This is a genomic window from Burkholderiales bacterium (genome assembly GCA_013695435.1).
Lineage (GTDB): Bacteria > Pseudomonadota > Gammaproteobacteria > Burkholderiales > JACMKV01 > JACMKV01.
On sequence record JACDAM010000048.1, the window covers coordinates 1 to 18,368 of the forward strand.

Annotated in this window: 16 protein-coding genes, 2 rRNA genes and 2 pseudogenes; 12 read left to right on the forward strand and 8 right to left on the reverse strand. The window is 59.5% G+C overall.

Annotated features, from left to right (window positions below):
- From H0V78_02525 to H0V78_02540, 4 genes are all read left to right on the forward strand, one after another.
- A 23S ribosomal RNA gene (locus H0V78_02525) occupies nucleotides 1-412 on the forward strand; the annotation flags it as partial.
- Between the two features lie 81 nt (nucleotides 413-493).
- Nucleotides 494-607, forward strand: a 5S ribosomal RNA gene (rrf, locus tag H0V78_02530).
- A gap of 449 nt (nucleotides 608-1,056) precedes the next feature.
- Nucleotides 1,057-1,542, forward strand: coding sequence for a hypothetical protein (locus H0V78_02535; protein ID MBA2350687.1), 486 nt, complete (start codon nucleotides 1,057-1,059; stop codon nucleotides 1,540-1,542).
- 483 nt (nucleotides 1,543-2,025) lie between these two features.
- Nucleotides 2,026-2,928 carry a TraB/GumN family protein gene (locus H0V78_02540; GenBank protein ID MBA2350688.1) on the forward strand — a complete coding sequence of 301 codons (903 nt, stop codon included), beginning with the start codon at nucleotides 2,026-2,028 and terminating at the stop codon, nucleotides 2,926-2,928.
- 42 nt (nucleotides 2,929-2,970) lie between these two features.
- On the opposite strand, the gene H0V78_02545 is transcribed toward H0V78_02540, so the two are convergent.
- From H0V78_02545 to H0V78_02575, 7 genes and pseudogenes are all read right to left on the reverse strand, one after another.
- Entirely contained in the window at nucleotides 2,971-3,564 is a 594-nt protein-coding gene (locus H0V78_02545) for a hypothetical protein (GenBank protein MBA2350689.1), read from the reverse strand.
- A gap of 184 nt (nucleotides 3,565-3,748) precedes the next feature.
- Complete coding sequence (locus H0V78_02550) at nucleotides 3,749-4,342, reverse strand: hypothetical protein (protein MBA2350690.1); 594 nt, start codon at nucleotides 4,340-4,342, stop codon at nucleotides 3,749-3,751.
- A 72-nt stretch (nucleotides 4,343-4,414) separates the two neighbouring features.
- Nucleotides 4,415-4,597 carry a hypothetical protein gene (locus tag H0V78_02555; GenBank protein MBA2350691.1) on the reverse strand — a complete coding sequence of 61 codons (183 nt, stop codon included), beginning with the start codon at nucleotides 4,595-4,597 and terminating at the stop codon, nucleotides 4,415-4,417.
- A gap of 134 nt (nucleotides 4,598-4,731) precedes the next feature.
- Nucleotides 4,732-5,772 carry a hypothetical protein gene (locus tag H0V78_02560; protein ID MBA2350692.1) on the reverse strand — a complete coding sequence of 347 codons (1,041 nt, stop codon included), beginning with the start codon at nucleotides 5,770-5,772 and terminating at the stop codon, nucleotides 4,732-4,734.
- Nucleotides 5,769-6,946: pseudogene (locus tag H0V78_02565) on the reverse strand (iron ABC transporter substrate-binding protein). The gene H0V78_02560 and the pseudogene H0V78_02565 overlap by 4 nt, the downstream one beginning before the upstream one ends.
- 79 nt (nucleotides 6,947-7,025) lie before the next feature.
- Nucleotides 7,026-7,232 carry a TOBE domain-containing protein gene (locus tag H0V78_02570; protein MBA2350693.1) on the reverse strand — a complete coding sequence of 69 codons (207 nt, stop codon included), beginning with the start codon at nucleotides 7,230-7,232 and terminating at the stop codon, nucleotides 7,026-7,028.
- Nucleotides 7,229-8,335: a helix-turn-helix transcriptional regulator gene (locus tag H0V78_02575; GenBank protein ID MBA2350694.1), complete on the reverse strand. Its 1,107-nt coding sequence runs from the start codon at nucleotides 8,333-8,335 to the stop codon at nucleotides 7,229-7,231. Before H0V78_02575 ends, H0V78_02570 begins: the two co-directional genes overlap by 4 nt.
- Nucleotides 8,336-8,947: 612 nt before the next feature.
- Between H0V78_02575 and H0V78_02580 the strand changes: the two are divergent.
- The 8 genes and pseudogenes from H0V78_02580 to H0V78_02615 all read left to right on the forward strand — a co-directional run bounded on the left by H0V78_02580 (nucleotide 8,948) and on the right by H0V78_02615 (nucleotide 16,610).
- A pseudogene (locus H0V78_02580) lies at nucleotides 8,948-10,467 on the forward strand (aldehyde dehydrogenase family protein).
- A 63-nt stretch (nucleotides 10,468-10,530) separates the two neighbouring features.
- Nucleotides 10,531-10,929, forward strand: a complete 399-nt coding sequence (locus tag H0V78_02585; protein MBA2350695.1) for a DUF779 domain-containing protein — start codon at nucleotides 10,531-10,533, stop codon at nucleotides 10,927-10,929.
- A 360-nt stretch (nucleotides 10,930-11,289) separates the two neighbouring features.
- The gene (locus H0V78_02590) at nucleotides 11,290-11,688 is read left to right on the forward strand and encodes a porin (GenBank protein MBA2350696.1); all 399 of its coding nucleotides are present in this window, start codon (nucleotides 11,290-11,292) and stop codon (nucleotides 11,686-11,688) included.
- The gene (locus H0V78_02595; GenBank protein ID MBA2350697.1) at nucleotides 11,628-12,548 is read left to right on the forward strand and encodes a porin; all 921 of its coding nucleotides are present in this window, start codon (nucleotides 11,628-11,630) and stop codon (nucleotides 12,546-12,548) included. Before H0V78_02590 ends, H0V78_02595 begins: the two co-directional genes overlap by 61 nt.
- Nucleotides 12,549-12,632: 84 nt before the next feature.
- Nucleotides 12,633-13,448, forward strand: coding sequence for a substrate-binding domain-containing protein (locus H0V78_02600; protein ID MBA2350698.1), 816 nt, complete (start codon nucleotides 12,633-12,635; stop codon nucleotides 13,446-13,448).
- Between the two features lie 191 nt (nucleotides 13,449-13,639).
- Nucleotides 13,640-14,335 carry an ABC transporter permease gene (locus tag H0V78_02605; protein MBA2350699.1) on the forward strand — a complete coding sequence of 232 codons (696 nt, stop codon included), beginning with the start codon at nucleotides 13,640-13,642 and terminating at the stop codon, nucleotides 14,333-14,335.
- Nucleotides 14,332-14,982 (forward strand): ABC transporter ATP-binding protein, encoded by a 651-nt coding sequence (locus H0V78_02610; GenBank protein MBA2350700.1) that lies wholly within the window; start codon nucleotides 14,332-14,334, stop codon nucleotides 14,980-14,982. The genes H0V78_02605 and H0V78_02610 overlap by 4 nt, the downstream gene beginning before the upstream one ends.
- A gap of 227 nt (nucleotides 14,983-15,209) precedes the next feature.
- Entirely contained in the window at nucleotides 15,210-16,610 is a 1,401-nt protein-coding gene (locus tag H0V78_02615; protein MBA2350701.1) for a sigma-54-dependent Fis family transcriptional regulator, read from the forward strand.
- A gap of 575 nt (nucleotides 16,611-17,185) precedes the next feature.
- On the opposite strand, the gene H0V78_02620 is transcribed toward H0V78_02615, so the two are convergent.
- Nucleotides 17,186-18,368 (reverse strand): IPT/TIG domain-containing protein (locus H0V78_02620; GenBank protein MBA2350702.1); only part of this gene is annotated, 1,183 nt, incomplete at its 5' end.

The following is an 18,368-nucleotide window of genomic DNA, read 5'->3' on the forward strand; positions in this document are numbered from 1 at the left end:
CGGCTCATCACATCCTGGGGCTGTAGCCGGTCCCAAGGGTATGGCTGTTCGCCATTTAAAGTGGTACGTGAGCTGGGTTTAAAACGTCGTGAGACAGTTTGGTCCCTATCTGCCGTGGGCGTTGGAAATTTGAAGGGGGCTGCTCCTAGTACGAGAGGACCGGAGTGGACGTTCCTCTGGTGTACCGGTTATCACGCCAGTGGTATTGCCGGGTAGCTAAGAACGGAAGAGATAAGCGCTGAAAGCATCTAAGCGCGAAACTTGCCTCAAGATGAGACTTCCCGGGGGTTTAACCCCCCTAAAGGTTCGTCGAAGACTACGACGTTGATAGGTCGGGTGTGGAAGCGCAGTAATGCGTTAAGCTAACCGATACTAATTGACCGTGCGGCTTGATCCTATAATTTTGAGCGTTGCCGGCGTTGACCAAGCCGGCGCTAAAAAGCTCTCGTGTTTGCGATATCGATTAAAACCCGAACTTACTTCTTCCAGAATTCCTGACGACCATAGCGAGTTGGAACCACTCCTTCCCATCCCGAACAGGACCGTGAAACGACTCTGCGCCGATGATAGTATGGATTACCCATGCGAAAGTAGGTCATCGTCAGGGCCCTATTGCCGTATATGGTCCGGCTAGCGATAGCCGGACCATTACGCCGCCATGTAACAAATCTTCGATAAAATAAAATTTACCGGTCGAAGAGCAGTGATCTCAAAGGAAGGTCGCGACAACAAGCAATCCAGGTACCAATAAAAAAGCATCACCGGCAATACCGCTTTACTTCCCGCCGCCATCCGCCTCGTTGCTCGCGACTTATCGCGGGCACTCGTCTGTAATTCGCATTTGACTCCGCAACAAACGATTTATCAGCAGCGTTAGCACCACAGTTGCCGGTTTCCAACTGGTATTTCGTCAAGAGCACACTCATTTCAGCCATGCTCCGATGGAGAAGGGAGGCATCCACTTCTGCGCAACGTTATCTCAAATGTAATGCCCACGACGGATCGTGGCTTAGTCCCCATGGTCCACAGAAAGAGTTATCAATGGAGAGTTAAATCATGAAATCGATCTCAATGTTAGGCACCGCAGTTATCTTCGGCGCTTCGCTGTTTGGCGCGTCGGCCACCGTTTCCGCCCAAGAGGCGACGGCATCTGCCACGTTAAAGACGATCAACGGATCCGGCATCCGCGGCGCAATTTTTTTTGACGATAGCGGAGACGGGTTGTCGTTTTCCGGGGTAGCGAGGGGAATGGACCCAAGTAAGACTTACGTCTCGCTCGTCTATGACGAAGGCTCCAAACCGGGGGGTACCAATGCCTGCCTGCCGTCCGACGTTTCGCTCACTTTTGAGCAAATGGTGCTGGGCTTTTGGACAGTTGACCAGAACGGCGTTGGCGTAATGCCGGAGGGCACAAAAACGGGCGCGGCTTACGCGAGTCTTGACCAGATCGGCACGACTTCGATCCGTCTCGATACTGGACAACGTCCAAACGAGACACCTCCTCAGCGATTTGTTTTACAGGCATGCGGAAAGGTGAAGTAAGCCAGGATGCGGTCGCGAATAAAACAAAGTGAACAGGAAAGTTGATCGTCGGGAGCCGCCAGTCCCTCATGCCTGAAACGATTAACGACTAGCAAGGAAACCGATCTCCCTTGCCACTAGAACGACGCGTAATCTGACTTCGAAAAAAAACATCAGAGCGGAAGGGGGACTTGCCCAGTGATTCCCAATCTCCGTCTCGTCATCACTGTTCGGCCACAACTCCGCGGCATATCCGCATTACGAGCTGTTTCACCAGACGTGCTGCGCAGACGTTGCCGCGATGCACAGCTATTTCATCGGTGTCGGACAAGATTCCTCGAATCGACCTCAGCCGCGCCGCATCGCCAGCTGGAGCTGCACGGCCAGTTGCCGTCGCGATCTACTGCAGGAGTTCGAGCTAACGACAGCAGAGTAGAATAGATCGCAGACATTCGAAGTCAGGAGGGCCATGTTCGGCCGACTGATGCCGCAGGAACGCTACTTATGATTTCGCTCGGACGGCTGACTGTCGCAGTATTTGCGCTCGCATTTTTGCCACCCGCCGTTTTTGCCAGGGACGATCCTCCGCGGGCCGATTTAATCCAGTTTTCGAAAGGCCTGTTGTGGAAAGTCGAGAAGAAAGGGGTGGTGCCAAGCTACCTGTTTGGCACGATTCACGTCGACGATGATCGCGTGCTGGCGCTGCCGCCGGCAGTGAAAAAGGCATTCGACCGGTCGCGAGTATTCGCCGCTGAGCTCGTCAACGATGAGGCAGCGACGCGCAAGTTTTTCGCTGCAATGGTGACGCGCGAACCGCATTTGCCGGCCTTGCTCGGCGGCGGGCTTTATTCTGACGTCGACAAGTTGCTCGCTCAGTACAACATCCCGAGCGAGGCGCGGCCGCGTTTCAAGCCCTGGGCGGCGATGCTGACGCTTTTGCAGCCGCGCGGCGCCACCGGAATGATTCTGGATCGCAAACTCCTGTTCGACGCGGACGAGGCGCGTAAGAAAATCGTGGGCCTGGAAAGCATAGAAGAACAAATCGCCGTGTTCGACCAGATGCCGCAGCAAACCCAGATCATATTGTTGCGCGAAGTCGTCGCAAACCACGAGACGATACAAGGCTCCGTGCTGTCGGCGGTCGAGGCCTATCTCGAGCGTGATTTATCGAAGCTGTGGAAACTGAATGCCGAGGCAATGTCCGACGATGCCGGAAGCCAATCGCATAACGAAGTTTTTCTGAACCGCCTGTTGTACCAGCGCAACGAGCGTATGGTGGAGCGCCTGCTACCGCTGTTCGATCGGGGTGGCGCTTTTGCGGCATTCGGCGCGCTTCACCTGTACGGCAAGCGCGGTGTGCTAAGCCTGATCGAACAGCGCGGCTACAAGGTGCAGCGCGTGTACTGAAGCATGCGCTGGCTCGATCGGGTTTGAATAGATGCGGCATACCTAGGGCCGGGTCGTTCGCGATAAGCGCCGAGCAAGCTCCAAAGCCTCAGCTCGCGCCGACATGTTTTCCGCTGCCTTTTCCACAGCTTCAGGCGGCGTCATCTGCTCCAGCAACGCATTCGCCAGGCTCGACTCGCGCTTGTAAAACCCTTCGGTATGAAAAGTCTCGGGCAGCAGAAAAAGCTCGTAATCGAGATGGTGGCAAAGCTCGTGAATCAGCGTACGCAAAAAGGTTTTGAACGCGACCACCTGCTTGCGCTGCGCGGTGCGCATCCAGACCGAAATATGCGCAAGCTTGTTCTCCTCCAGCGGCTCGTAGTAGCCGTGCAGCTCGCCATAATCGTTACTCGGACGAGCCGCCAGCACGCTGACCCGGATTGGCGGTACCGCATAGCCGCGCGCGAGCTGATCGATCAGCTCCTGACAGGCGCTTTGCGTTTCCATGCGTCTGTCGTGTTTCAGCGCGAGGGCAAGACGAGCGAGCACCTCGGCAGGCGAGACATTCGGCGGCAGCGGAAGTGAACGGAGCGTGTCGCTCTTGCGGTAAGTCCGCCGGCGGGAGGCGGAAAGGCGATTGTAGTACGCGAAGACCATGGCAGCGAATAAGGGCTATGGTTAATTTCCGGTGCGCGCCGCGACTCTCCGACGATCACATCCGAAACTTTGATGATCGCAAAATGGCATCGCCCGGCTTGAGCTTCGAATCGTCGGGCATCCGTCGATCTGAATTTTCAGCGACACAAAGGCGCAAGCGTTCCTGGCGCGCTTCAAAAAACTCTTATCGGCGCGGCGGCGGTCGAGAGTGCGGCGGACGGCCGAACTGCGCTAATCCGCAAGCGGTACACAAGTATCGTCGTTGCCCGCCGCGAACCCGGAAGACAAGCCGCCAGCCGGGTGAACGCTGCCGGCTGTTTGCTGTTCGCAGGCCGGTAGAAAGCCGCGCTTCAGACCGACGAGAAGTGCGGGTTGGCGGAAGCATGCCCGAACTTGCCTCACACCTTATATAGCTGCTGCGCAACAGATCGGCGGCATGGGCGATGGCGCGCAGTTTTTGTTCGGCGATCGATACCGAAGCGACCGGGTTATCAGCAAAGGTGGCAAGGCCGCAGTCGGGGTCAGCAGGACTCGCTCCGCGCCAAAAAGGGCAATCGCCTTGCTCGCCCCTGGCGACGATTTCTGCAAAGTTTTCGATGCGCGAGTGCTTCTGGTTGACCGCGCCGACGCCGACGCGCAGATGATCGGGCAGCGCGCTCAGCACTTCGATTTCGCCGGCGCGCGGGGTGCAGAGTTCGAGCATCAGCACGCCGACATCGGGCGCGCCCAGCGTAGCTGGCAGCGACCGGTAGTCGCCCCCCCCGACACGTAGTTTCATCGGGCGTCCAGTTGCCGCGGCACATGTGCAGCGCGAGCCGCTCCTGCGGCAGACCGGCGACGACGGCATCGATCACCACGCCGGCAATTCCTCGTCGACCGAAATATCGATCGAGGCGATTTCGAGCAAGCCGCCGCACGGCAACGGATCGATATGGCGGCGGACCAAGAGCAGCAGGCCGTTGCCGCAATCGGGGTCGCCGCCGTCGAAGCGGGTGTCGGGCTTGAGCGTATGCTGTGCTGCAGACGGCTGCATGGTGTCATTTCTCCGGGCGGCGAAATCGCAGGTGCCGGTTTCACCTGTCGCAAGTGTGGACGAGTTGTACAACTCTGTCATGGCCCTGCGCGTCAGTCATTACATGATTGCGGGTTAAGAGCTTGCCGTAGGCTCTAAGACGCGGCCAGGGCGACGCGGCCGCCGACCGCGTCGCGCGGATCGAAATCCGGGCCATTCACGATGCGGTCGAAATACGACGTGAAGGCCGGCGAATCCGGCGGCCAGTTGGCGAGGAATTTTGTTATCCACGCCGGTTGGTCGAAACGCACGGGCAACGCGTCGAAGCGCACGCCGCCCAGGTCGATGCCGTACAGGCTATCGGCCGGCGCCTTGCGATCAACAGAGATGCGCGTGATCAGGCCAAAGCTGGTGTTGGCGAAATTCGAAAGCCCCGCAGCGCCGTTGTTCATGATGAGGCGCTCTCTGCCATCCACTTCGAAGTCGCGTGCGTGGGCGAGACAGGTGTGGGTGGAGGCAAAGGCGCGCACATCGGCTTCGCGAAAATAGCGGACTATGGTGTCCATCGGCGTGAGTTCGGCGATGGCCTCGTCGCCCGAGCAGCATTTACCGATCGGCGACAGCCGTTCGGCGGCGAAGGCCCAGCCCGATAGTGCTTCCGCGTCGCCGTGAACGATGCCGATGCGTGTTTCGCCGACCTGGATGGTACGCAGCATCGGCAACGCGCCGAGCGCATCGCGCAGCGCGGGAAACTCGCCGGCGACGGCCTGCAGCCGGCCCATAATGGCGTTGGAACGCGCGACGTAACCGGCGTTAATGTAATTGGGGTAATTGCAGCCGCAACCAGCGTCGGTCGGGGCGGCGATCCCGGATTCGACATTGCCGCGAATGGCGACATGCCGCAGCACCGTCTCGTTGATCTCGCGAAAGCTCGCGGCATCGACGTTGAACCAGTTGTGGTCACCGTTGAATACCAGCGCAATTTCGACGCCGCGCCGCGTCTCCGCGGCCTGCATGCGCAGAATCTCGTGAAGCGCCTCGAGGTTGCCATACAGCCCGCCGATGATGTACACGTGCTCGGCAATAGGTGACGGCGCAGCGCGAAAATCGGTCGGCCGGTAGCGGTACGCTTCGGGGCAGCTCTGGCCGGGCTTGTCGCCGGATCGATCGGCGAGGTTTGGGGCGGCCTCGTTCATGAGGCGAAGCGATAGTTTGGCGACGTAACGAGAATCTCCCGCGGCCAGCGCTGCGGCAAGGCCTGCGCCGTCTCGTCGCTCACGCTGTGCGGCTCGTGGCGCATCGCTGCCGGTAATTTGCTCACCGTGCTTGGTGCGCGGCGCGCGCATCGAGGAGTCGCGCGTCGACTTGCTCGGGAGTCGGTTCGCGAGTAGGACAGCCGATAAAATTCGATGATGCGCGCGCGCAGATCGTAGTCGAAAAGCGTCGGATAAAGTTCCTTGGCGAGCCATTGCAGCCCGATCAGGCGATTGGGGCCGGGTGGAAAATCGAACCAGCCGAACGGCACATGCGGCGACAGATGAATCCGCTTGTTGCGCACCGCATCGACGCCAGCCCAACGCGGATCGGTGAACAGCGCGCCGCGAAAATGGGGATCGACCGTGACGATGATCTGCGGGTTCCAGGTAAGCACCTGTTCGAGCGAAACGGTTGCAAGGCCGCCGCGCGCGCCGGATTCGGCGGCGACATTGCGCGCGCCAAGGAATTCGAGCGCTTCGACATTGATCGAGCCCTTGAGCCCGGTCTGCAAACCGTCGGGGCCGCGGCCGTAATAGACACGCGGGCGCTGCTCTTGTGGAACGGTCGCAACCTTCTCCCGAATTTCGTTCAGCGCGTTGTCGACGTAGTTCGCCAGCGTTTCTGCGCGGCTTTCCTCGCCGAGCAGTTTTCCCAGCGAGCGAAAGGTTCGCGCGGTTTCGGTGAGCGTGCCGTCGAGCAGAAGATACGGAATGCCGGTCTGTTGCTGCACGCGATCGGCAAGCGAGGCATACGTCGCGTTGACAGCGCCGATGTCGATGATCACGTCGGGCTTTTGCTTGAGCACGACTTCGACGTTCGCCGTGTTGCCGCGGCCGGTAAGCCGTCCGAGTTCGGGAAGATTCGCATAGCGCGCCGGCAGGAAACGCGCTCGTCGTCCTTGAGCGCGCGCGTCCAGCCGATCAGCTTGTCCGGCGTAAGCGCATAGACGAACACAGACGCGGGCGGGCCGGCGGCATACACGCGCTCGATTGTCGCCGGCACCTCGACCACGCGGCCGGCGGAATCGGTGAAAGCGCGGGTTTCCGCGCCTATGCAGGGAGCGGCCGCCAACAGCGATGCCGCGAGAGCAAGGAAGCGCAGTATTGCCGCCATCGAGGTTGACTCGTTGAATATTCGCCGGAGTGACGGCGCCTTAGCTGCTGCGCTTTGGCCGACCGATGTTATGCCAACTTCATTTTCCGATCATCACGTCCGAAGCCTTGATGATCGCCGACACCGTATCGCCGACCTTCAAGCCCAGGTCCTTCGCCGCTTCCGAAGTGATCGAAGACGTGATGGCGGCACCGCCCGCAACCTCGATTTTCACCCGTGTCGAGACCGGGCCGGGGGTGAGCTCGGTAATTTTGCCGTTCAGTTGATTGCGCGCGCTCAATTTCATTTCACTTTCTCCTGTGGGGTTGATGCGTACCAGGGCAGGGCGTCCTTGATGCTGACAAGCTCGCCGCATTTGGCCGCCTCGTAACCCGGAAGACCGGCGACCGCTGCCGCGAACTCACCGCTTTTCAATGCGGCCAACAGGCTTTTGAATGCAGGCGAATGGGTCGATTCCTTGCGGACGGCCAGAAAATAGCGTTCGTTGACCAGCGGAATGAAGTCGAGATTATACCTGCTCGCAGCGGCCTTGATCCCGATCCCGGCGTTGGCGCCGCCGCTCGCGATGGTCGCGGCGACTGCGAGATGAGTGAACTCTTCATTGTCGTAGCCGTTGATGCGCGCTTTGTCGATTTCGCCGTCCCACAACAGTTGATCGAGCAAAAGGCGAGTGCCAGAACCTCCCTGCCGGTTAACGAAGCGCACGCGCGAGCGCGTCAAATCCTTGACGCCGCGAATTTTCAGCGGATTGCCGCGAGCGACAATCAACCCTTGCTGACGTCCAACAAAATGGACCAGAAGCTGCGTGCGAGGGCGCAGCCAGCGCCGATAGGCGAGGTGGGCCAGGGTCGCCTTCGATTCCTGTTCGGACACGTGAAATCCGGCGAGATCGCAATGGCCGCGAACCAGTGACGCCAGGCTTTCCTGACTTCCCATGAAGCTCACGTCCAGCCGCGGGCTCCCGTCATCGCGATTGACCAGATCGCGCAGTTGGCTGAGCGCAAGATCATGGCTCGCGTGCACGCGTAGGGTTTCGGCCCCGCTATTCAAAACTGTCTGGAACTCGCGCTCGAGCTCGGCCGCGAGACTTTCCAATTGCGGCGCCAGCCGTGCGTTTACGCGCTGTTCAGCCCAAAGCAGTTTTTCACCAAACGGAGTCAGGCGGGTGCCGCGTCCGCGCTCCATCGTGACCAGCGGTTCGTTCAGCATCGCTTGCCATTTGATCAGCATTCCCCACACGTGACGGTAGGAAAGACCGATTTCGCGCGCGCCGTGCTGCACCGAGCCAGTGTTATGGATCGCGCGCAGCGCGTTGAACAGCAGCTCGTCCTGCTGCTTTCTGCGCGTCTGCCCCGGCAACCACGAGTAATTGAATTCGACCGTTGCCATTTATGCGAATCCATTCATATTTTAACTCTCCTGGGAATCTTGTAATTTCGCCAGCATCCCCCTGACAATTGCGCCAGCATTCCGCCTGAATATGCAATCAGTCTACATGAAGTAGGCGCCGGCGGTTGGGCCGCTGGCTCCAAAAATCGACCGAGTCGAAACGCCGGTCGCCCGACTTCACCCGGGGAGCCACCTTGACTTATTACCAATGCAATCAATTGCATATTTTCGAATTCCCACTTTAGGCATAGCATCCACAGCAGTCGTGTCGCCCTCGTGTCGCCCTCGCACGCGTCGGATCACCTGCTTCCTCTTCGCGAAAATTCCGTTGGTTTGCAAATAGGAAAGGAACTGCCTATTTACGGACGCAGGTGTCGCAGGGCGGACCGCCGTGTCACCAAATAGCGCGTTTACAACCCATGACGACTGCGGCGCGGTTCTGTTACAAAGCGCGAGAGTCAAGCTGTCGCTGACGTGAGCTGTTTCGAAACAACGCGGATGAAAGCGATCGCGGAAAGCCCAAGGTAAGTGGTATGCAACTCTTGGTCGTTTAGCCTTATCGCTGTATTCGCGCAGCGATTGATTTTTTAATTCCATCGGAGACACAGAAATATGATTTATCTCAATCCCGGTCATGCCGGAAGCAAAGTCAAATTCAAACCGCAATACGACAACTTTATCGGCGGCAAGTGGGTCGCGCCGGTCAAGGGCCAGTGCTTCGATAATGCATCGCCGGTCAATGGTAAGGTGTTTTGCAAGGGCGCGCGTTCCGGCGCCGAAGACATCGAACTTGCGCTCGATGCCGCGCGCGCCGCGAAAGACAAGTGGGGCCGCACCTCCGCGGCGGAGCGTGCGCTTATCCTGAACAGGGTCGCCGACCGCATCGAACAGAATCTCGAAATGCTCGCGATCGCCGAAACCTGGGATAACGGCAAGCCGGTGCGCGAAACACTGGCCGCCGATCTTCCGCTATCGGTCGATCATTTCCGCTATTTCGCCGGGTGCATACGCGCACAGGAAGGCTCGCTTGGCGAGATCGACGACGACACCGTCGCGTATCAATTCCATGAACCGCTGGGCGTCGTCGGTCAGATCATTCCGTGGAACTTCCCGATCCTGATGGCGGTGTGGAAACTCGCGCCAGCGCTCGCCGCCGGCAACTGCGTGGTGCTCAAACCCGCGGAACAAACTCCGGTCGGCATTCTGCTGGTCGCCGAACTGATCCAGGATTTGCTGCCGCCGGGTGTACTCAACATCGTCAACGGTTTCGGCGTCGAAGCCGGCAAGCCGCTCGCATCCAATAAACGCATCGCCAAAATAGCTTTTACCGGCGAAACCACGACCGGGCGCCTGATCATGCAGTACCCGGCGCAAAACATCATCCCGGTGACGCTCGAATTGGGCGGCAAATCGCCGAATATTTTCTTCGAAGACATCATGCAGAAAGACGATGAATTCCTCGACAAGGCGGTCGAAGGTTTTACCATGATCGCGCTGAATCAGGGCGAGGTGTGCACCGCCCCATCGCGCGCGCTGATCCAGGAATCGATTTACGACAAGTTCATGGAAAAGTGCGTGGCGCGGGTCGAAAAAATCAAGCCGGGCAATCCGCTCGACACCGACACCATGATTGGCGCGCAGGCCTCGAAGGAGCAAATGGAAAAGATCATGTCGTATTTCGATATCGCCAGCAGGAAGGCGCGCAATGCCTGACCGGCGGTGAGAAGGCGGTAGTCGGCAGCGACATCAACAGCGGCTATTACGTCAAGCCGACGATTCTGAAAGGCACCAATCGCATGCGCGTGTTCTAGGAAGAAATTTTCGGCCCGGCCGTATCCTCGACGACCTTCAAGGACGAGGCCGATGCGCTCACCATCGCCAATGACACCTTGTATGGACTCGGCGCCGGCGTGTGGACGCGCAGCATCCATACCGCATACCGCTTCGGCCGCGCGATACAGGCGGGCCGCGTGTGGACTAATTGTTATCACCTGTATCCGGCGCATGCGGCGTTCGGCGGCTACAAGCAGTCGGGCATCGGCCGCGAGAATCACAAGATGATGCTCGATCACTATCAGCAAACCAAGAATCTGCTGATCAGCTACAGCAAGAAGGCGATGGGATTTTTCTAGGCGATCGGACAGCGACCTTGCATTAAGCTCGCCGTACGTAGCGGAAAATCAAATCAGGGCCAGATGCAGACGAATCAAAAAACAGCACCGGTCGCGCGCGTAACCGCGACTGACGCCGCGCTGCGTCTGATCGAAAAGCTCGAAGCGTCGCATGGTGCGTTGATGTTTCACCAATCGGGCGGCTGCTGCGACGGCAGCTCACCGATGTGTTATCCGCGTGACGATTTCATGGTCGGCGATTCCGATGTCAAGCTCGGTGAAATCGGCGGCGTGCCGTTCTACATGAGCGAATCGCAATTCGAGTACTGGGAGCACACACAGCTCATCATCGACGTCGTTGAGGGACGCGGCGGCATGTTCTCGCTGGAGAATGGTGAAGGCGTGCGATTCCTCACTCGCTCGAGGCTTTACAACGATGACGAGTGGGTTGCGCTGACCGCTGCGAAACCGCGGAAGCGCTGAAGCTTTTTAATTTCGCAGGCCATCCCAAGAATCGCAAAGCAGCGTTGATCGGGCACCCGATCTGGCGTTTTGCCGGCAAGGTTGAAGGTCTCGCTGATCGGGCGCGCAAAGCGATTGATTTTGAAGTCGACCCAGCGATGCCGCGTCTATTTCTCGTTTTATTCTGCGCTACCCGAATCTCGTGCCCGGAACCACACGCAGGCTTTATGCACTGCGGCTCATATTGGTGACGTGGCTATCCTTGCGTAACATCGCCCACATCAACGGCAAATAGCATTCATGCCCGCTTATCGAGCCTTGTAACGGAGGAGAAATGAAGAAAAAGTTGTTGACTCTCGTACTGTCGCAGGTGTTTGCCCCTTGCGCTTCGCGCAAGGCAGTAATGTGGTGATCTACGGTACCTTCAACGCCGACTTCGAAAACGTCGAGCGCGACGGGGCGACCGCGGCAGGCAGCGCCGGCAACAACCTCGTAGGAGCGCCGACCGCCGCCAATGCGTTGAATCAAGGGTCGCGCAATCGCGTCAGCTCGAACTCTTCGAACATCGGCTTCCGCGGGACGGAAGATCTCGGCGGCGGCTTGAAAGCGATTTTCCAGCTCGAATCGAGCACCAACATCGATGCCGGCGGCGGCAATTTCGGCGGTCGTAATTCCAATGTTGGTTTGACGGGACCATGGGGTACGGTGTTTTACGGCCTGTGGGATACGCCATACAAATTCATAAGCCTGCGCCAGATGGCTTTTACGGCACCAGCATAGCGGCGGGCAACACCATACTCGGCAGCCCCGGTTTTGGAGTGGGAAACACCACGCAGAGCGGACGGGTCGGGGTGACTGGCGTGCAGGCGGTCGCGGGCGGCGTGCCGATTCCAGGCGTTTTCACGACCCCTGCCGTGTCCGGCGCACCCGATGCGACGTTCGACCGCCGCCAGGGCAACAGCGTGCAGTACTGGACGCCGTCGCTGAAAGGTTTTTCGGGCCGGATTGCGTATTCCGCCAACGAACAAAAATCCGCCAACGAACTGACGCCCAATATCAATCCGTACATCGGTTCGATCGCCGCAAAGTACGAAATCGGTCCGATCTACGCTGCGCTAGCCTACGAGCGCCACGAGGATTATTTCGGACTGTTCGGCCTCACCGGCAATGCCCTGCAGGGACCGTCGGCGACGAACGCAAGTTCGCGCGACACCGGCTACAAGGCCGGCGTCGGCTACACGTTCCTGAAAACCACGACGGTCAATGTCGTAGCGGAACGTCTCGAATACGAGACCAGCCAGACTCTGCCCGGGGCAGTCAACGAATACAACCGCGAAGCGATCTATGTATCGGTGCTGCACAAGATTGGCCCGGGAACCATACGGGCGTCTTTCGGTAAAGGTTTCAGCGGCGATTGCAAGGCCAGCGGCGCCGCGTGCAGCACGGCCGGGCTTGCCGCCAAAGCGGCGGCGATCGGCTACAGCCACAGCTTCTCGAAGCGCACCGATGTTTACGCGCTGTATATCTACATCGATAACGATGCGCTTGCTTCCTACAACTTCGGCTTCAATCCCCTGAATCCCGCCGGAGTCGGTTCCGATCCGAGCGGCCTCGGCATCGGCATTCGCCATACTTTTTGATCGTTCCGCTTCGATGTCTTGCTGCACTCGCTGCGAGTTGCTGGAACCGCATCCTTTCGACAATCAACGCAACGGAGTTAGTCCATGAGAAATCGAGTGATCACCTCGTGTTACGTTTTAGTCGTCGCGCTGCTGCTCGATCCGGGCAGTCTATTCGCGGCTGAGGACATACGGCTGGCAACCACGACCAGCACCGAGAACTCCGGTCTCCTGAAATACCTGCTGCCGAAATTCGAAGAGAGCTACGGCGGCAAAGTGCGAGTGGTCGCGGTTGGCACCGGCGCTTCGCTCAAGCTCGGCGAGAATTGCGACGCCGATGTTGTGCTCGTGCACGCGCGCGCCGCCGAGGATAAGTTCATGGAAGCCGGCTTTGGTTCCGTGCGCAAGGATGTCATGTACAACGACTTCATCATCGTCGGGCCGAAGAGCGATCCGGCCAAAGTGCGCGGTATGACGGATGTCATCGCGGCGATGAAAACAATCGCAGCGAGCGGCGCCAGGTTCGTGTCGCGCGGCGATGAATCCGGCACGCACACGATGGAAAAAAACTACTGGAAAGCCGCCGGATCGAAACCTGAAGGCGCAGCCTATGTTTCGGCCGGGCAGGGCATGGGGCAGGTGCTGACGATGGCCGGCGAATTGCAGGGATATACACTGACCGACCGCGCGACTTTCAGCGCTTATGCCGCCAAAACCGGACTCGAAACCCTGGTCGAGGGCGATCCGAAAATGTTCAATCCTTACGGCATCATCGCAGTCAACCCCGAGAAGTGCCCAACGGTAAACAAGGGAGGCGCCATGGCGTTGGTCGACTGGATCGCCTCTGCCAAAGCGCAAAAAGCGATCGCCGATTTCAGGGTCGACGGCAAACAGGTCTTTTTTCCGAGCGCAAAAAAATAATGCCGGCCTGATCCTCGTCGACTTAAGCAGTTGACGGCACACTTCGTTAATTCACTCCGCAGAACCGCGAGCTTGCGGCAAACAACTTGAAGTGCGTTGTCGTAAAATCGCGGCTCGTAATGACCGATTTTTCTACGATTACGCATGCGTCAAAGCCGTTTTTGTAGCATATCGGCGGCAGAGGTGGCGCGATGGATTTGATTGCGCCCACGCGCGCCGCGTTTCGCCTGCTGTTCAGCGGCGATGCCGAGCTCTGGCACATCATCTGGACGTCGCTTTATTGCTCGCTGATCGCGATCGCTCTGATCACGCCGCCAGCAGTGGCGCTCGGTTTTGTCATCGCCAGGGCGGCTTTTCCAGGGCGCCGCGCCATCGTCGTGCTGGTGCAGGCGCTGCTGTCGTTTCCGACGGTGGTGGTCGGGCTGACGATTTACATGCTGCTGTCGCGCCACGGGCCGCTCGGTTTTTTGCAGCTCTTGTTCACTCCGGAAGCAATCATCATTGCCTACATGGTCATCGCGTTTCCGGTGATGGTCGTATTCACGCTGGCGGCGGTGCAGGCCGCCGATCCGCGCGTTTTCGAAACCGCGCGCGGCCTCGGCGCCGGAAGACTGCGGGCAAGCTGGACGACGCTGGTCGAAGTCCGGTTCGGCATCATGGCGGCCGTATTCAACGGTTTCGGCCGCGTCATTTCCGAAGTCGGGGCGGCGATTATCGTTGGCGGCAACATTGCCGGGCTCACGCGCAACATGCCGACCGCGATCGCGCTCGAAACCAGCAAAGGCGAATTCGCGCAGGGCATAGCGCTCGGCTTTGTGCTGATCACGCTTGCGCTTGCGATCAACGCCGCGTTATCCGTGCTGCAAGGCGAAGGTGGCCTGAAATGAGCGGTGTGGCGGTCGCGCTCAATGGGGTGCGCAAGAGCTTTGGCAAGCGCGTCGTTCTCGACGATATCGACCTGCCGCTGGCGGCCGGCGGCAGCTTTGTCGTGACCGGCGACAACGGCTCGGGCAAGACCACGCTGCTGCGCATTCTGGCCGGCCTGGAACCTGCGCAATCCGGCAGCCTGCAAGTAGACGGCGTCAGCTTAGCGCTGGCCGATTATCCTGATAGCATGCGACGCCGCATCGTCTATGTGCATCAGCACCCGTATTTGTTTCACACCAGCATCGCAGACAATATCGCGTATGGACTGAATGCGCGCGGCGATGCGCGCGCGCATCGTGAGCATCAGGTGCGCGAGGCGATCGGCTGGGCTGGCGTGGGCCATCTGCTGCAGGTGCGGCCCGACAAGCTGTCCGGCGGCGAAAAACAGCGGGTCGCGCTGGCCAGGGCAAAAGTATTGAATCCGACGGTGCTTTTGCTCGACGAGCCGACCGCCAATCTCGATGCCGAAGGCCGGCATCAGGTCGTCACCCTGATCGAAAAGCTGCACGATGCCGAAGCTACCGTCGTCATCGCCTGTCACGATAAGGAACTGATCGGGTTGCCGGGCATGCACCGGCTGCAACTTGATCGCGGCAAGCTGCGCTAAAGCGACCAGTACGCGTTGCGGCGGCCGTCAAATCGTCCACTCGTTTCCGCGCTTGCACCTGACCTGCAGCCACGTTTCCACCAGCGCCGCCAGGTTATCGACTTGTCGTCAGCCGTTCGCGGACCGGAGGAAATGAGATCTAGTGGAAAGCCGCGAGGGTTCGACAAAATGTCGCAAGCCTGCTCTAATTGGGGGCTCGTTTTTGCTGATTCCTTCTCGGTTTGTCCATGGCCTCCTTGCCAAAAGAAGTCGAATCCGTTTCCCACGGGAGCTGGCTGCAGCACTCTGTTCTGATCGTCGATGACGAGCCCGGCATGCGCAATTTTCTGCGGCGCGCGCTCGAATCGCGCTGCGGCCTGGTCGAAACGGCCGCCAGCGCGGAAGAGGGCGCGCAACTCGTGGAGCGCTACCATTTCGATCTTTTGATTCTCGATATCGCTCTGCCTGGCAAAGGCGGCTTCGAATGGATGAAGGAGTTGCGCGCAAACGGTTTTGCCGGCGATGTGATTCTGATCACGGCATTCGCCGATATCGAAACCGCGATCGACGCGCTGCGCGCCGCGGCTTCCGACTTCATCCTGAAACCGTTCCGGCTCGATCAGATTCTGAATTCGATCAAGCGCTGTTTCGAACGCGTGCTGCTGGCGCGCGAAAACGCGATGCTGCGCCGGGAAGTCGCCGAGTTGTCGGGCATCGGCGGCTTGGTCGGCACATCGGAGGCGGTGCGCAATCTGCGCGCGCTGATCACGCTTATCGCGCCGACGCCGAGCACGGTCTTGCTGCAAGGCGAATCGGGAACCGGTAAGGAAGTAGCGGCCAGGGCCTTACACGGCCTGAGTCCGCGCGCGCAACGCACTTTCGTTCCGGTCAACTGCGGCGCCATTTCACCCGAGCTGATCGAAAGCGAATTGTTTGGCCATATGAAGGGCGCCTTCACCGGCGCCGCCGACAACCACGCCGGACTATTTTTCTACGCGCAGGGCGGCACGCTGTTTCTCGATGAAATCGGCGATTTGCCGCTGCCGATGCAGACAAAGCTGCTGCGTGTGCTGGCTGAACACAAGATCAGGCCGGTCGGATCCGAGCGCGAAATCGCCGTCGATGTGCGTGTGATCGCCGCGACTAATCGCGATCTCGGCCCCGAAATCGCTGCCGGGCGCTTTCGTCAGGATCTGTTTTATCGGCTCGACGTGGTCAACATTACGATACCGCCGCTGCGCGAAAGAACTGATGATATTCCAGTACTTGCGCAGCATTTCTTGCGTCAGCTATCGGCGCATCTGGGCCTTCCGCCGATTCCGCTGCCGCACGACATCGTGCAAAGGATGCAGGGCTACGCCTGGCCGGGCAATGCGCGGGAACTTCGCAATCTGGTCGAACGATCGCTGATACTCGGTTATTTTCCTACAGAAAGCCTGCCAAGCATCGCGCATAACGAGCGCTCGGCCGATCTTGTGGAAAACGAGACCGCGCCCGCCGACGGCCCTCTGATGCTAGGGGAGGTCGAAAAGCAGCACATCCTGCACGTGCTCAGAATGGTTGACGGCAATAAGTCGGAGGCAGCGCGCCGATTAGGTGTCTCGCGCAAAACGCTGGAGAGAAAATGCGCGCTCTGGGGCGAGGCATGATTTAGAGGCTCCCTGCGAAGCCGATTCATGTAGACCCAATACCCTCAACGATGTCCGCTGACGGCCGATACACCACCGCATCACCCTGCCGTCTGACTGGGTGTTGTGTGTCCCCGCAAATAACTTGTTCATTTTTGCACCGTTCATGGTGAGCCCGTCGAACCATGAACGACGGTAGGCTCAGAGGGCGAACGGCGAATCAGGCAACTTATTACGGGACAGGGCACTGCTGAAAAACTTGCATGCATTTTTTACAGCGACGCGCCGGTCCGAGGAGCGTGGGCAAGATTAACGGAACGAGCCCTGAACCGACGGCGAAATAAAGACGATGGGCGCCCGAGTGGCGCCCATCCTGTACCGTTGTTTCCGAAACCGCGCCCCGTGATCCGAACCGCACCGACCAACGGCTTCAGAAGCAACATGAAGTCGAAGGAGCCGTTTGCTGGAGCGATCGTACAACCGCCGCCATCGCCAGTCGCATGCTGCGGCGGGGCGGCAGGGTAGCCACAATCCGGACCGTCGACAGCAAGTGCTATCAGCGCTTAACGCAGGCTGCGTCGCCAGGGAATCAGGGATTACGGCCCCGCCGCCTCAAACACCTCCAGTTCCCCAACCGAGATGAAGTCGGCGCCGCCGCCGGGGCGGCCGAAGATGCGGATACCGTCACCCTGGATAGCGTTGAACTGCAGGGTATAGGTCTCGAAGGTCTCGTTGTCGTCGACGGCTGGATAAGCCGGGGTGATAGTCAGCCCCGAGACGGCGTTCCAGACGCCACCCTGGCGGACTTGCACGGTCAGGGTTTCGAACCAGCCGCCGTCGCCGAAGTGGCGGCCTTCCTGGAACACGACGCGGCCGAAGTTCTGGGTGGCCGAATACTGATAGCCAATCCAGTCCTCGGTCGCGGTGTTGTTACCGTCATAAGTATCGTATTGCCGGCTGGAATCGAAGTTACCGACCGGTGGCTTGTCGCCATCGCGGATCACCTCGCGATTGCGGCTGCCACCGCCAGTCGGTGCTGTGACACGCGCGATGATGGTGCCAAGCTGGGTCAGATCGGCGCCGCCGGCTGGCGGGGCGTTGATCGTGAACGTCTGCGCCGATGCGGTGCCACCGCCCGGAGTTGGCGTGAACACCGTCACTTGCGCGCTGCCTTCGGCGGCGATATCGACAGCCGGAATGCTGGCTGTAAGCTGGGCCGCGCTAACGAAGCTGGTGGTGCGGGCAGCGCCGTTCCAGCGGATCACCGACGACGAGACGAAGTTGCTGCCGGTCACGGTCAGGGTAAAGGCCGAACCCCCTGCAGTGGCGCTGGCCGGGCTGATTGAGCTCAGCGTCGGGACGGGGTTGTTGGCCGGGGCATTGATCGTAAAGGTCTGGGCACTCGAGGTGCCGCCGCCCGGGGTTGGAGTGAACACGGTTACTGACGCATTGCCTTCGGCGGCGATATCGGCAGCCGGGATCGATGCGCTCAGCTGGGTGGCGCTAACGAAGGTCGTGGTACGGACAGCGCCGTTCCAGCGAATCACCGAGGACGAGACGAAGCTCGTGCCGTTGACGGTCAAGGTAAAGGCCGGCCCGCCTGCGCTGGCGGCAGTCGGGTTGATCGTGTTTAAGGTGGGGGCGGGGTTGCTGGCCGGTGGCCCCGCCGCCTCAAACACCTCCAGTTCCCCAACCGAGATGAAGTCGGCGCCGCCGCCGGGGCGGCCGAAGATGCGGATACCGTCACCCTGGATAGCGTTGAACTGCAGGGTATAGGTC

What these genes read in the sequence shown, in the direction of transcription:
- H0V78_02535 (MBA2350687.1), top strand. Translation starts at nt 1,057, where the DNA reads ATGAAATCGATCTCAATGTTAGGCACCGCAGTTATCTTCGGCGCTTCG.
- H0V78_02540 (MBA2350688.1), top strand. Translation starts at nt 2,026, where the DNA reads ATGATTTCGCTCGGACGGCTGACTGTCGCAGTATTTGCGCTCGCATTT.
- H0V78_02545 (MBA2350689.1), bottom strand. Translation starts at nt 3,564, where the DNA reads ATGGTCTTCGCGTACTACAATCGCCTTTCCGCCTCCCGCCGGCGGACT.
- H0V78_02550 (MBA2350690.1), bottom strand. Translation starts at nt 4,342, where the DNA reads ATGAAACTACGTGTCGGGGGGGGCGACTACCGGTCGCTGCCAGCTACG.
- H0V78_02555 (MBA2350691.1), bottom strand. Translation starts at nt 4,597, where the DNA reads ATGCAGCCGTCTGCAGCACAGCATACGCTCAAGCCCGACACCCGCTTC.
- H0V78_02560 (MBA2350692.1), bottom strand. Translation starts at nt 5,772, where the DNA reads ATGAACGAGGCCGCCCCAAACCTCGCCGATCGATCCGGCGACAAGCCC.
- H0V78_02570 (MBA2350693.1), bottom strand. Translation starts at nt 7,232, where the DNA reads ATGAAATTGAGCGCGCGCAATCAACTGAACGGCAAAATTACCGAGCTC.
- H0V78_02575 (MBA2350694.1), bottom strand. Translation starts at nt 8,335, where the DNA reads ATGGCAACGGTCGAATTCAATTACTCGTGGTTGCCGGGGCAGACGCGC.
- H0V78_02585 (MBA2350695.1), top strand. Translation starts at nt 10,531, where the DNA reads ATGCAGACGAATCAAAAAACAGCACCGGTCGCGCGCGTAACCGCGACT.
- H0V78_02600 (MBA2350698.1), top strand. Translation starts at nt 12,633, where the DNA reads ATGAGAAATCGAGTGATCACCTCGTGTTACGTTTTAGTCGTCGCGCTG.
- H0V78_02605 (MBA2350699.1), top strand. Translation starts at nt 13,640, where the DNA reads ATGGATTTGATTGCGCCCACGCGCGCCGCGTTTCGCCTGCTGTTCAGC.
- H0V78_02610 (MBA2350700.1), top strand. Translation starts at nt 14,332, where the DNA reads ATGAGCGGTGTGGCGGTCGCGCTCAATGGGGTGCGCAAGAGCTTTGGC.
- H0V78_02615 (MBA2350701.1), top strand. Translation starts at nt 15,210, where the DNA reads ATGGCCTCCTTGCCAAAAGAAGTCGAATCCGTTTCCCACGGGAGCTGG.